This is a genomic window from Aporhodopirellula aestuarii (assembly GCF_023701485.1).
GTDB lineage: Bacteria > Planctomycetota > Planctomycetia > Pirellulales > Pirellulaceae > Rhodopirellula > Rhodopirellula aestuarii.
The window spans coordinates 104,783-118,075 of record NZ_JAMQBK010000043.1 but is presented as its reverse complement, the minus strand read 5'-3'; the positions used below and the strand labels follow the sequence as shown (position 1 = coordinate 118,075).

General features: G+C 56.6%; 10 protein-coding genes. 5 read left to right on the top strand and 5 right to left on the bottom strand.

Annotated elements, in window-relative coordinates; genetic code table 11:
- Nucleotides 1-345 precede the first annotated feature (345 nt).
- A complete protein-coding gene (locus NB063_RS16925; protein WP_250929929.1) occupies nucleotides 346-1,176 on the bottom strand; it encodes a hypothetical protein in 831 nt (276 codons plus the stop codon).
- A gap of 446 nt (nucleotides 1,177-1,622) precedes the next feature.
- On the opposite strand from NB063_RS16925, the gene NB063_RS16920 reads away from it, so the two are divergent.
- The 3 genes from NB063_RS16920 to NB063_RS16910 all read left to right on the top strand — a co-directional run bounded on the left by NB063_RS16920 (nucleotide 1,623) and on the right by NB063_RS16910 (nucleotide 6,670).
- Nucleotides 1,623-3,056, top strand: a complete 1,434-nt coding sequence (locus NB063_RS16920; RefSeq protein ID WP_250929928.1) for a pectate lyase — start codon at nucleotides 1,623-1,625, stop codon at nucleotides 3,054-3,056.
- 423 nt (nucleotides 3,057-3,479) lie between these two features.
- Nucleotides 3,480-4,880, top strand: a complete 1,401-nt coding sequence (locus tag NB063_RS16915; RefSeq protein ID WP_250929941.1) for a sulfatase family protein — start codon at nucleotides 3,480-3,482, stop codon at nucleotides 4,878-4,880.
- A 173-nt stretch (nucleotides 4,881-5,053) separates the two neighbouring features.
- Nucleotides 5,054-6,670 carry a family 16 glycoside hydrolase gene (locus NB063_RS16910; protein ID WP_250929927.1) on the top strand — a complete coding sequence of 539 codons (1,617 nt, stop codon included), beginning with the start codon at nucleotides 5,054-5,056 and terminating at the stop codon, nucleotides 6,668-6,670.
- Here the strand turns inward: NB063_RS16910 and NB063_RS16905 are convergent.
- Nucleotides 6,662-7,087, bottom strand: coding sequence for a hypothetical protein (locus tag NB063_RS16905; protein WP_250929926.1), 426 nt, complete (start codon nucleotides 7,085-7,087; stop codon nucleotides 6,662-6,664). The two genes, NB063_RS16910 and NB063_RS16905, sit on opposite strands and share 9 nt — an antisense overlap.
- 52 nt (nucleotides 7,088-7,139) lie before the next feature.
- On the bottom strand, nucleotides 7,140-7,592 hold the full coding sequence (locus NB063_RS16900) for a HugZ family pyridoxamine 5'-phosphate oxidase (protein ID WP_250929925.1): 453 nt from the start codon (nucleotides 7,590-7,592) through the stop codon (nucleotides 7,140-7,142).
- 201 nt (nucleotides 7,593-7,793) lie between these two features.
- Between NB063_RS16900 and NB063_RS16895 the strand changes: the two genes are divergently transcribed.
- Nucleotides 7,794-9,968, top strand: coding sequence for a hypothetical protein (locus tag NB063_RS16895; RefSeq protein ID WP_250929924.1), 2,175 nt, complete (start codon nucleotides 7,794-7,796; stop codon nucleotides 9,966-9,968).
- A 27-nt stretch (nucleotides 9,969-9,995) separates the two neighbouring features.
- Here the strand turns inward: NB063_RS16895 and NB063_RS16890 are convergent, their stop codons facing one another.
- Together NB063_RS16890 and NB063_RS16885 are read right to left on the bottom strand one after the other, a co-directional pair.
- Complete coding sequence (locus tag NB063_RS16890) at nucleotides 9,996-10,934, bottom strand: hypothetical protein (RefSeq protein WP_250929923.1); 939 nt, start codon at nucleotides 10,932-10,934, stop codon at nucleotides 9,996-9,998.
- A 24-nt stretch (nucleotides 10,935-10,958) separates the two neighbouring features.
- Nucleotides 10,959-11,564, bottom strand: coding sequence for a lysophospholipid acyltransferase family protein (locus tag NB063_RS16885; protein WP_250929922.1), 606 nt, complete (start codon nucleotides 11,562-11,564; stop codon nucleotides 10,959-10,961).
- A gap of 207 nt (nucleotides 11,565-11,771) precedes the next feature.
- Here NB063_RS16885 and purB point away from each other — a divergent pair, with 207 nt between their 5' ends.
- Complete coding sequence (gene purB, locus NB063_RS16880; protein WP_250929921.1) at nucleotides 11,772-13,199, top strand: adenylosuccinate lyase; 1,428 nt, start codon at nucleotides 11,772-11,774, stop codon at nucleotides 13,197-13,199.
- The last annotated feature ends 94 nt before the right edge of the window (nucleotides 13,200-13,293 follow it).

The following is a 13,293-nucleotide window of genomic DNA, read 5'->3' as shown; positions in this document are numbered from 1 at the left end:
ATTCTCTTTCGCGCATAACCAATTCTGCCCACAGCGGACCGCTTCTTGTGCGAGACTCTCGGGTGTACCCGCTGCACGCTTGAAGACTCGTCCAAACTTGCTGACAACGTCACACCAACTCGGAGCATCTAGCCCGAGACGACTCAATACCGGTGTAATTCGGGGCCACCCAAATTCCCGACTCTATGCGTGTGTTGACATTTCCTTAACCGCTTCAAATGCTCCACGAATGCGTTCAAATATCACGACAGCGAGACCTTTGGCAGCGTCGAATGAAGAGTTCGCTGCCCTGCGGCGCAGCGACGAACGCTTTCGCTTGCGATTAACTTGGGAAGCTTGACCGCGTTAGATGGATGAGAGTCCGAGCGGATTCTCTTTCGCGCACAACCAGTTCTGCCCACAACGGACCGCTTCCCGTGCGAGACTCTCGGGTGTACCCGCTGCACGCTTGAAGACTCGTCCAAACTTGCTGACAACGTCACACCAACTCGGAGCATCTAGCCCGAGACGACTCAAAACCGGTACCAGGTGCGAAGGGATCTTCCCGACTTTGTCACGCTGCAACTGACGGCCCGTCCAGTCGAGCAATTCCAAATAACGAGACATCGAAATCGCGAGAAACCCCTTCCTGCTGGCTCGACGCCCCGAACTCTCTACACAAGGTCCAACAGGATCGTTTTTCTCGTCTATCTCGATCGGACTCATCCATCCGCTTTTGCGACGACGCCGACTCCGCTCCCAGTCATGAGTGCTCGGACGCGTCCGGTCCACACGCTCCGACAGGTCATCGATCCGATCCTTCGCTCCGGTGTAATCACTGGATTCCGGCGTTTCCGCAAGCGCCGCACGGATCGGATTGAGATCGACATAGGCAGCACAGGCAAGCAAACTGGCTTCATCGAGCAAAACTTGAAGCCGAAAACGCCCCTCCCAAAATCGTCCGGTGCACGAATCCTCCCGGTTTGCCCGACGCGCGATGTTTTCGGCGGTGCATCTCATCCACCAACTCACATCGCTGAGTCGCCGCCTCCGCTCAGCCAGCACCGCGGGCTGATTGACGATCATGTCGATTTCCGGTTGGGTGGGTTCCTCGGGAGTCCCATCATTCTTCTTGCGGTGCGGGAACAACCTCAACCATCGCCGCGCAACCTCCTCGTCGCTCCAGGTGGCGACCACATCTGGCCTCGTTCTCAGAACAACGTGAAGGTGATTTCCAAGCACCGCGTACGTCAAGCAATCGATACCAAAAACACTCGCCAAAAATTCCAGTCGACTGCGAATCCACTGCCGGCGGTGCTCGTACGAACGACCCGTGAAATGGTCTTTCCCACACAAAAACGCCCTGCGGACGCATCTCTGAACGGCATGAAAGACCTGAACACAGTCAGGATCTGCAACTCGACAACGAGGAGTACGTGACATGACGACCTCTGCGCGTGATTGGAAGACCATTCAATCTTAGCAATGTCCACATCACGGGCAATTTCTATGGGTGGCCCCAACTAGCCATGGGCAAATTCTGTGGGTGGCCCCAACTAGAAGACTTGAGAATCGACACGGAGCAGCGGTTGTCAGTTAAACTTGGCAAACCCGTGAATTGCCAACTTCCTCCTGAGGGTTCCATGAGTCAACCAATCTTGATTCGATTCGTGATCTGGGCCTCGCTCGGTGTCGCAATATCAGCCCCTGCTCAGGCAGACCTTCGCGACGATGCGTTGGCAGCGGCCAAGAAAGCAACATCCTTTTTGGTCGACCATGTCAGCACCGAAGGCGGGTACTTATGGGCCTACTCTGCGGATCTCAAAACTCGCGAGGGCGAGGGCGTCGTTAATACGGAAACCATTTGGGTCCAACCGCCCGGGACACCGTCGGTCGGCGAAGCCTTCGTCAAACTCTATCAAGCGACCGGGGATCAACAATTCCTCGTCGCCGCTCGCAAAGCAGCCGAATCACTCCGCCGCGGTCAAATGCGATCGGGCGGTTGGCAAGCGATGGTCGAGTTCGAGCCCGATCGTCGTCGTCGCTGGGCCTATCGTATCGACAAGCTTTCCAACAAGGCGAAAGACCAATCCAGCCTCGATGACGACAAAACACAATCCGCACTCCGGTTCTTGATCGAGTTGGATCGGTCACTCGAATTCGGCGACCCTACGATTCACGAAATGGCGCTCTACGGACTCGACAAATTGATCCGCCGCGGACAATTTTCTGGCGGAGGCTTTCCGCAAGTCTGGACCGACCGACGCAGCCAAGATCTCGATACACCTTTCTTACGAGCCAACTACCCCAGTGATTGGCCGAGAGAATATCCCGGACATAACGAGTACTGGTATCGCTACACACTGAACGATCACTTGGCACGCGATGTCATGAAGTTGCTATTGTTGGCACATCAGGCCTATGGAGACGACACCTACCACGCCTCGGCGATCAAATTGGCGGATTCACTCTTGGCCGCTCAAATGCCCAATCCCCAACCAGCTTGGGCGCAACAATACAACTCGCAAATGCAACCAATCTGGGCACGCAAGTTCGAACCACCCGCGATCACAACTTCCGAATCTTTTGGCGTCATCGAGACGCTGATGATGGTGTATCGCGAGACGGGTAACCCAAAATACCTCGCGACCATCCCGCGTGCCCTCGACTACCTCGAAAGCTGCGAACTTCCTGACGGTCAAGTTGCACGATTCTATGAGCTTCAAACAAATCGTCCGCTGTATTTCACTACGGATTACAAACTGACGTACGACGACAGCGACGTGCCGACGCACTACGGATTCAAACTCCCAAGCCAAGTCGGCAAGCTTCGCAAACAATACGAGCGAGTCTCGCAACTGACGGCAAAACAGTTGGCCGAGCGAGGTCGAGCGAGCCGACCACCGAGTGTGAAAGTGGTTCAAACCATCATCGATCAACTAGACAATCGCGGTGCATGGCTGAGCGAAAACGAATTGCGATACAGCAAAGTGTCCGGACCAAGTATCGAAATGTCCATCGCGGTAAAACACCTAAAGACGCTGGCAGAATACCTGGCAAACACCTCCCCCAAATAAAACCACACAAAGCGACTGCAAGTGATGAATCGGACTTGCGGTGACGTACGCACCGGGATCGTGGCGAACGAGCACTATCGGGGCGGAAGGCAAGGTAGCCGGCGACTGGCAAGGACGTGGCCGATGCTTCCGAGATGAGCGACCTCGATAAAACGTTCCGATTGAGACAACAAGGGTGCAGGCCGACGCTGGGCCGTTTATGCTGTCGGGGGCTGCAGCGAGTGTGGGAATGATTGACGTGCAAACCGACCACGCCGCTTGTAGCCTCGCCGATAATGCTCAGCCATTCGACTACTATTGCAGGATCATCCCATGTTTTGCCGGCCCCCGAAATTGTTCACGTCCAGTCCTGACTCGCACCAAGCCTGCACGGTCGATTGCGTTTCGCAACGACGTCTCCCTGCGGTTGCCGTGTTCTTTATCATGTTGTTTGGCAGTTTCGCGTCACAGCGCACGACCAAAGCGGCAACTGAATCTGCTGATCGCCCGAACGTGATCATCATCTTCACCGACGACCAGGGATATGGCGATTTGGGATGCTTCGGTTCGACGACAATCGCGACTCCGAACATTGATCGAATGGCTGCAGAGGGACACACGTACACGAGTTTTTACACCGCGTGTTCGGTTTGCTCACCATCGCGTGCCGCGTTGCTAACCGGTTCCTATCCGAAACGAATCGGCATGCATCAACATGTGCTATTCCCCAAAAGTGATTACGGACTCAATGCAACCGAACACACAATCGCCGACCATTTGAAATCACTCGGCTACGCGACGGCTTGCGTCGGGAAATGGCATTTGGGCCACCATCCTGAGACGCTGCCGAGGGCCAACGGCTTTGATTCTTACTACGGCATTCCGTATTCCAACGACATGAACCATCCGGCGAACCAAAACAAACCGCGGATGGCTTCCGACGAACTTTGGGCGGACCAAGAATCTTGCGTAACGCTGTGGCAGACTCCACTGATCGAAAACGAAACGATCATTGAGCTGCCCGTCGACCAACGAACGATCACGCGGCGATACACGGACCGTGCCATCGAATTCGTGACCTCGAATCAGGATCAGCCATTCTTTCTATACCTGCCACACTCGATGCCGCACATTCCGCTGTATGTGCCAGCGGATGCTTACGATCCAGATCCCCAAAACGCATACAAATGCGTGATCGAACATATTGATGCGGAGGTGGGACGTTTGATGGACACGGTTCGAGAACTCGGACTGTCGGAAAACACCGTTGTGATCTACACCAGCGATAACGGGCCTTGGTTACGTTTTAAAAACCACGGCGGGACCGCGGGCGTGTTGCGGGATGGCAAAGGCACGACGTTTGAAGGTGGCCAGCGGGTGCCGTGCGTGATGTGGGGACCAGGCCGAATCCCCGCCGGAACCACGACTGACGCGTTTACCTCAACAATGGATCTGTTGCCCACGATCGCAGCCCTCACGAATACTTCGCTTCCGAAAGGGACAACCATCGACGGGTTTGATATCTCGAGCACATTCACGAGCGATGAGTCGCCACGCAACGAACTCGTATTCTATTCCTCGCGAGGAACACTGGAAGGCATCCGGGTGGGCGACTGGAAGTTGCTCGCAAAGCCGAAGACCAAAAACAAAGATGGCAAAACAACCACAACGGTTGAGCACTTGTTGTTCAATCTCGCTGAGGACATCAGCGAAGAGAACAACCGTTACGCAACCGAACCCGAGATTGCTGAGAGACTGAAGGCACGAATGATCGCCGCGGACAAAGAAATTACCGCGAACACCCGGCCGGTTTGGCGTCGAACCGACACAGCGGTATCTAAATAGTCAGATACTTCATTGGGGATCGCACCAATCCCCCATCGCGACTGACTCCCAAACAGCCAGCTGTTTTCACTGGGACTCACACTCCGGCACCGCCAGCATTATTGGACGCACGGTTTTGCAGGCACTATGATACCAGCCCCACCTCTCTCCCTTCCTCTCTCCCCACGAAAACGATGCTCATCCACGATCTTACTCGCGGCGTCTGCCTCGGTTGTTCCTTGTTATTCAGTGCTTTCGGTATGGTGTCGGTTGGCGCCGAAGACGCCGTGAAAGCCTCACCAGCGTTCGAAACGTTTTCGCTGTGGACCGACGATGAACTTGGAAACACCGAAGCCGACAGCACGGAAATTTTTGAAGCACGACCGGTAGCGAACGGATGGATTACCAAAATCAATCGTCCGAACTTGGCCGTTTATCGCCCTGCGGCGGAATCCAATACAGGGACGGGGATTGTTATTTGTCCCGGCGGCGGATACGGAGGGTTGTCGATTGAGAAGGAAGGACATGCGGTTGCGCAATGGATGGCCCAAAATGGTGTCACCGCGGGCGTGCTGAAGTACCGTTGTAGCGGCGGGGCGAACCAGCATCCCGTGCCACTAACGGATGCACGGCGTGCGATTGCGATCATGCGAGATCATGCTGCTGAATGGAACCTCGACCCAAATCGAATGGGCATCCTCGGTTTTTCCGCGGGCGGTCACCTCGCCGCCACCGTGGCAACTGACGCTGAAGCTGACATCAACTACGCAGTTCTCGTCTACCCGGTCATTTCGATGGCCGACGGTGTCACGCATTCAGGCTCGAGGAACAACCTGTTAGGTAAATCACCCAGCGAAGAACTCGTCCGTGAAATGTCACGTGACGAGCAAGTTGACAAGACGACCTGCCCGACGTTCCTCGTGCATGCCGGTGACGACAAAGCGGTACCGGTTGAAAATAGCCTTCGCTATTACTCCGCGATGCAAAGGCACGGCGTCCCCGGTGAACTGCACGTTTATGATCGCGGCGGCCACGGTTTCGGAATGTATCGCGGCGATCGCCCCGTCGATAGTTGGCCGGACGCGTGTCGCGCGTGGATGCAAATCAATGGTTGGATGAAGGCAACGCCGTCGAACGACAACGTATCCGATTCCGCCTCCACCGAAGAAGTGCGAGCGGTGATGGACGACACTCAACCAGGTTGGCGTTCACTCACCGAAGAAGACTTCGTGCATGTCAACAGTGCCGAAGACACGTGGAACTGGGTCGACGGTGTGTTGCACTGCACTGGAAAGCCGGTCAGCGTGCTGCGAACGGCCAAGCAAGTCAAGAATTTTGAACTCGTGGTCGAATGGATGCACGAGAAACCAGCGGGCAATTCGGGATGTTTTGTTTGGACCACTCCCGAATCAATCGAGAAGCTGACCCAGGCTGGCAAACCAGGTTTGCCGGATGGCATCGAAGTACAAATTCTCGATCACGGATACACCGATATGGTTCGTTCGCGCGGCAAAGACACGTCTTGGTTTGGAACCAACGGTGACGTCTTTCCTGTACGGGTGAAGATGACGCCATTTCCGCCACTCTCCCCCGATGGCAGCCGCAGCTTTCCGCGCAAGCATTTAGCGAATGGTCACGGGGAATGGAATCAGTATTACGTCCGTGCGATCAATGGTGAGGTGCGGTTGTGGGTCAACGGCGAAGAAGTGTCCGGTGGCACGGGAGTCGAACCGGCGGAGGGCTATCTTTGTTTGGAAAGCGAAGGCTCGCCGATACAGTTTCGCAAACTTCGCATTCGCGAATTACCCTGATGGATCAGGGTTTTTCGGTTTGACGAGACAGTGAAAACCGAAACAGGGTTGCTCGTCTTCGCGTTCTTGCTCAGCGTCCTGCAAGATTTCTTGGACGAGTTTCATGCGACGCGGGTTCAGAGCCGCGGAGATCACCCGCTGGTTGCCGTCAGGTCCCATCGCGATGGTGGTTAGCACCGCGACCGTGTCTTCGTGTTGCAGCGCCATGATGATGTTTTCGCCGACCTGTTGTTCGGCGTTTTTGATCGTCGTGACAAATTGCGCGATCTGATCTTTATCGACGCGGTTGGTTACCCGGTTCGCCGATGGTGCAGTGATGATGTCGTCAAAGGAGGCTTCGTCGTGAGTATCAGGATAGTCATCCGTCTCGTCGTTATCGAGATCTGGTTCATCGGGCTGCGGAGACATCGAAGACATAAGCGGCTGGACCTTAGTGTGACGAAAGAGGGACAGGAAATAGCGAAATAGATTATGACAGATCATCGGCCGAGATTGTTTCGATGCGGCCAAACCCGGCGACGAGATGGGCCTCGGTGACGGTGAATTCGAAGATCGCAAAATCACCAAACCCGGCATAAATTTCTGCCGATGGATGGGCAGCCAGGAAGGCCTCCCGAGATGAAGAATCTTCAGCAGCCGACAATTTTTGCACTCGCCCGACCAACGTCACACGGGTCGCCGCGAGAGGATCGTCAGTTTGACCGCCCGGATGCGGTTGGCTGATCAGCAACGATGCGGAGGGATGGCCGAGCAGGTTCTGGGTATGGCGGGCCAATCCACTGAGTAACATCGCCAATGTCCGGGGCCCGATTGCGGCCACGGTCACCAGCGACACGAAGGGACCACCATCACGATCCAGCGTCCCCAGACTGGCAGTATTGGCAGCACGAATGATCGACTGGGCAACTGCGGTTCCTGCCATCGGGAGTCCATTCGAGAGGATGAAAGTGACAATTCGTCAACATTGTACCTAGCTGACGGCCACGACGGGCGTGTTGCCGGACGCCGCGACGATCCGACTGGCACTAATCGTGCAGGGTTTCCTGGCGACACGTCGTGCTTTTGGCGCAAAACTAGCTAAACTGCATAAACTCGTATTATCCGCAGCCTGCCCAGAACATCCATGCTCAAGCAACCTGGTTTTTCCTTCACCCTCGCCATTGCCCTGTTTTCTCAGGTCGCTGCGTCGATGTGGTCGCCGTCGACCGCACAGGCGGATTTGCCCGAGATCATCGACACATCAATTTCCTCGGGGATCCCAAGCGGCGGACCGCCGCCCTTGCCGCCGGGGGCTGTCTTGGTCGAAACGGCTACGGTCGATAACGACCGCCCCAACCAAGTTGCCGACTTGCTCCGCGAAATTGACCGGGCGCGTGAGGAACTCGATGTCGACCGTCTACCGAATCTTGAGCAATCCGAATCGGAAGTGATCGAGCGAATGGCTGCCGTCGAGGGCTATTTTCGCCGCAACACGGACTCCACGAACTACGACGCGTGGATGCGTTACCTCCAGCTCGATCCGCTACGTGATGCGATCCAGGCGAATGAATCGATCGCACAGCGTGGCAGGCCCGCCGTTGAACTCGAAGCACGCCTGCGCGGACTGGACGTGGGCCTGGAATTGGCTCCGATGGTCGCATTACGCACAGCAATTCAGCGTTACATTGCGGCGCTGCGATACTCGGACCCGAAGCGTGGGATCGCGTCAATCGAAAAGCAGCTTGATGCGATTGCCAAGTTATTCGCGTCCGAAACCAAACCGACCCAAAAACCCGGCACGACAGACGACGGCGAAACGACCGCTCCCGCGACATCACCGCAACCGCTGAGCACGTTATCGTTCAACGATGTCGCGATGTTGGAACAGCTCCTCGGTGGGCTTTCGGACGCCAACCAAGCCGAGCGGTTGGTGGCGAAGATTCGCTCGCACTACAGCAAACCAAACTTTCGTGGCTGGGTCGATGGACGAACCATTACCGATGCCCTCACTCGCCCGGTGAACAATCCCAAGGACGTGAACGAGTGCATTCTCGGGACGAAGATACTCGGCCGATCCCGCGTCCAGGGCAACGTGACCGCACAACTATTGCCATCAGACGGATACGTGAGAGTGCTGGTTCGGATAGACGGTTTGTTCACGTCGGATGCACGGGGCTATAGCAAACCGATAACGCTCGACACAACGGGGACAGGAAACGTATACGCGGCTCGCCAATTTGCGATTACCGAGGATCGCATCATTCTCGGAGACACCGTCGCGACAGCAGACTTGTCAACACGAGTCAATCGGATTAATCATCCATTGAAGATCGTTCGCAAAATCGCGAGGCGAAAGGCGGCGGAACAGCGACCGCTGGCCGAAGCGATTTCTCGTGACAAACTTCGCAACCAAATTTTTGATCAGTTCGACGAACAGACCGCAGAAGCGGCAGCCCGAACGTTCCCGAGCATCGACGATCTGATCGATCCTTGGTTCCGACGCTTGGACTTCCCCCCGCTAACGCGCACGATCGGTTCGACGACCGAGGCGGTCTACGCCAGAGCGAACCTGCAGCGACCGACCGGTCTGGCGGCACTGCTTGAACCGCCACCATTGTCAGCGATCCGATCAGGCAGCGGAACTGGTGTTCATCCGGGCGGCTACTTCAGTGCGGTGCAAATCCACCAGAGTATCCTCGATAACACGGTCGCCAACTTGCTCGCCGGACAGACACTTTCCCCCGCGAAGATTGATCAACTAATCACAGCAATGGGTATCGTGTTGCCAACTCCGGTCGGGGCATCGCCACCCGTGGTCGATAAGATCGGAGACGTTTTGGATGTTGATATTGACGACATCAGTTTGGATGCCGTCGTCGACGCAGCGACCACGCCGCCACCGCGCGAAGAATTCGAGGTTGACTTGGCAAATTTCCGGCCGGTGTTCGTCGAAGCGGTCGATCAATCGCTGCGGATCGGGTTGCGAGGAACACGGTTTTCGCAAGGCGACCGAGAACTCAAACGGACTCTCGAAGTAGCAGCCACCTATCGTCCGGTGATCGGTGACGACGGCAACATGTGGCTGATCCGTGACGAGGAAGTCGACCTGTCGTTCCCCGGCACGCGTCGGTTGACGATCAGCCAAACGGCGATCAAGACCAACATGGAGAAAAGCTTCAATGATCTGTTCCCGCGAGAACTACTGCACCGCAGTTTCCCCGTGCCTTCCACGGTAAAAGCACCGGCGTTGGCGGGACGCGTGTTGAAGGTTTCCGCGATCGATTTCACGGACGGTTGGATTTCAATCGCGCTTCGCTAAGTCGCCGTCTGTAATCGGTGGGCGCGGTTAGGCTTCCGTGGCGGCGGTTTCTGCTGGGGTCGCTTCCTCGAAGACTGCTTCGGCTTCTTCGGCTTCTGCTGCGTCAGCGTTCGCATCCTCGAGGGCGGGTGGCTGTCGCAATCGCAAGATGATCGAATCCTCTTTCACCTCGATGCTTTCGAATTTACGGAGCACTTCGGCGTTATCGGGGTCGCTATAGGCGTCTTTGGCCAAATTCTCTCTCGAGAATTGTTCGAGAATTTGTTGTGGGATGCGTTCGCCCTTAACGCTGGCATCGGTTAATCGCACGACCAAGATCCCATCTTGCATCGACACGTCGAACTCCGCATCGGCGTTGAAGAAACGTCCGTCACCTCCGGGGAACATGTCCATCGGGATACTGACTTTTCCGAACAGGCGTCCATCGGCAATTTCTACAAAAACTCGCCCACGGAGATCGGGATTTGACGCGATCAACGCATTGAGTTCATTCGCCGTCAGGACCAACTCACGCATTTGCGGCTGTTCGGCAGGAACGTCAACGGGCGTGGTGGTGTCTTGGTCCGTCGACTCGGCTGCGGATGCATCGTCGTCATCCATCACACCATCTGCGGGGCCGCGGACTTGGTTGGTAAACAATTCGATACGGGATTCCAGTGCGGTCAGCTCCTCCGGCTCCATCTCAACGACCGGAATTTCGGCGGGCTGCGTGTCGGTGTATTTGGCGACCTGAACGGTGATGAAGTAGTACGTGCCGAATCCGATGCCGACGATCGCGAGCAACATGAATACAACGACACCAAGGCATCCCCACACCCAACATCCGAGGCCTTTCTTCTGAGGCGGCTGTGGACCGCCCGCAGATTCGTGCGGCGCGTACGCGTCGGAAGTATTCATCGCCGCGCCGGCTCCACCCGGAGTCGTCCACGGGGCACGGTTGGGATTGAGATCGTTTCCATCACTCATTCGATGAATCCATTATTTGAGAGGCTAAAGATCTTTGAGTTGCAAAACCGACTGACGGGCGCGTCTTAAAAAGTCAGCTTTGGGTTCACCCGCTTCTAAGAAAATCGGGGCCCCGATTGTGATACACGAGAGCAGCGGCACCGGCAGCACCTCGCCACGCGGCAGGATCCGATTGAGGTTTTCCATGTACACGGGGACCAGCTCCAAGTCTGGGCGTTTTTTGCCCAGATAGTACAGGCCGCTTTTGAAATCGCTCATTTCATCGCCCGCGCTCCGGCCGCCCTCGGGGAACACGATCAACGAGTAGATGTCACCCATCTGCCGGATCATGCTGTCGATCGGGCTCTTGTGAACGCGGATCTCTTTGCGATCGATCAAAAGGGCATTGAAACTCGCCGCGATGTGGGGTTTGAACCAACCGCCGCTCCAGTAGTCTTTCGCAGCGACAGGCCTCGTCAACGCGCGGATCTCCCTCGGTAACGCCGACCACAAGACCACCGCGTCGAGGTGGCTGGTGTGGTTGGCGAAGTAAATGCGTTGGCAGGTGTCTGGCTGGCAGTCGATCCAGCGGACGGTGAAACCGCTGAACAATTTCGCCAGAAGGACGATCGCGTGGCTGGTCAATGTCATAACTGCGAGTTTACCCTGAGGCCGTGATCGCCAGTAGATCCCCCACCGGGCCCGTCATTCGTGCCCGGCGGTCGAGAGACTATATTCACCACCAATCGCATGTCCCGGGACACGCCGACGTCGCCCGACTTTGCACCGACGGCGATTTTTTCAACCTTCGCAAGCTTATTTGCCCGCTCTTTTTCGGAGATTTTCGTGCCGGCCCCAATGCCCACCGTTTTGCCTAACGTCCTCGCCTCCCGTTACGCCAGCGATGCGATGGTCGCGATCTGGTCGCCCGAAGCCAAGGTGATCCAGGAACGACATTTGTGGATCGCCGTCATGGAAGCACAAAACGACCTCGGCGTGACAATCCCCGCAGACGTGATCGATGCGTATCGCAAGGTCGTCGATGAAGTGAATCTGCAATCGATCGACGATCGCGAGCGAGTGACCAAACACGACGTGAAAGCTCGGATCGAAGAGTTCAACGCACTCGCCGGTCACGAGCACGTTCACAAAGGCATGACCAGCCGCGACTTGACCGAGAACGTCGAACAGCTGCAAATCCGATCGGCCTTGACGCTCGTCCGCGACCGCATCGTCACCGCGTTGTCGCTGGTGGGTGAACGGGCGACCGAATTCGCGAGTCTCGCGATCGCAGGCCGCAGCCACAACGTGCCCGCTCAGGTCACCACCGTGGGCAAACGTTTTGCCAGTATCGCCGAAGAACTGCTCGTCGCCCATCAACGCATCGACGAACTGATTGCTCGCTACCCGCTGCGTGGAATCAAAGGACCGGTCGGGACGCAGCAAGACATGCTCGATCTGTTCCAGAACGACGCCAGCAAACTGGATCAGCTCGACACGCGGATCGCTCAGCGACTCGGGTTTCAGTCGGTGTTTGATAGCGTCGGGCAAGTCTACGCTCGCTCGCTCGACTTTGATGTCGTGTCCGCACTGACGCAGTTGTCGTCGGCGCCCGCGAACTTTGCCCGGACACTGCGTTTGATGGCGGGAGCCGAATTGGCAACGGAAGGCTTCCGTCCCGGCCAAGTCGGATCGTCGGCGATGCCACACAAGATGAACGCTCGTTCGGCGGAACGCATCGATGGCTTTTGTGTGCTGTTGCGAGGTTATCTCGCGATGGTCGGCGGGTTGATCGGTGACCAGTGGAACGAGGGCGACGTCAGTTGCAGCGTCGTTCGCCGGGTAGCGATCCCCGATGCATTTCTGGCAATCGACGGGCAACTCGAAACCTTCCTCACCGTGCTCGCCGATTATGGCGTTTACCCAGCGGTGATCGAACGGGAACTGCGTCGCTACTTACCGTTCCTCGCGACCACCAAAATCCTCGTCGCGGCCGTGAAGGCAGGCGTCGGACGCGAAACGGCACACGAAGCGATCAAAGAACACGCCGTTGCAGCCGCCCTGGCGATGCGTGACACCGGCCGTGATGATAACGATCTACTCGAACGTCTCGCCGCTGATGAGCGGATCCCGATGACCGGCGAAGAATTGCAAGCTGCGATCGGCGCACCGATCGAATTCATCGGAAACGCTGCCCAACAGATCGAGAAGGTCAATGCCAAGATCGCAAAGATTGTCACAGCAAATCCCGACGCCGCCGCCTATCGCCCGGGCAACATTTTGTAGCCCGCGATCGATTGCATTGGTCTGACAACCGCAACGTCAGATCGCTGCCGAGAAGGTTCGAGCGAGTCGCCGAAAATTTGGCACCGCTCGGCGC

Bases quoted from the DNA above. Each gene is read 5' to 3' on its own strand.
- NB063_RS16905 (WP_250929926.1), bottom strand. From the start codon at position 7,087: ATGTCTTCGATGTCTCCGCAGCCCGATGAACCAGATCTCGATAACGAC.
- NB063_RS16890 (WP_250929923.1), bottom strand. From the start codon at position 10,934: ATGAGTGATGGAAACGATCTCAATCCCAACCGTGCCCCGTGGACGACT.
- NB063_RS16895 (WP_250929924.1), top strand. From the start codon at position 7,794: ATGCTCAAGCAACCTGGTTTTTCCTTCACCCTCGCCATTGCCCTGTTT.
- NB063_RS16885 (WP_250929922.1), bottom strand. From the start codon at position 11,564: ATGACATTGACCAGCCACGCGATCGTCCTTCTGGCGAAATTGTTCAGC.
- NB063_RS16915 (WP_250929941.1), top strand. From the start codon at position 3,480: ATGTTGTTTGGCAGTTTCGCGTCACAGCGCACGACCAAAGCGGCAACT.
- NB063_RS16920 (WP_250929928.1), top strand. From the start codon at position 1,623: ATGAGTCAACCAATCTTGATTCGATTCGTGATCTGGGCCTCGCTCGGT.
- purB (WP_250929921.1), top strand. From the start codon at position 11,772: ATGCCCACCGTTTTGCCTAACGTCCTCGCCTCCCGTTACGCCAGCGAT.
- NB063_RS16910 (WP_250929927.1), top strand. From the start codon at position 5,054: ATGCTCATCCACGATCTTACTCGCGGCGTCTGCCTCGGTTGTTCCTTG.
- NB063_RS16900 (WP_250929925.1), bottom strand. From the start codon at position 7,592: ATGGCAGGAACCGCAGTTGCCCAGTCGATCATTCGTGCTGCCAATACT.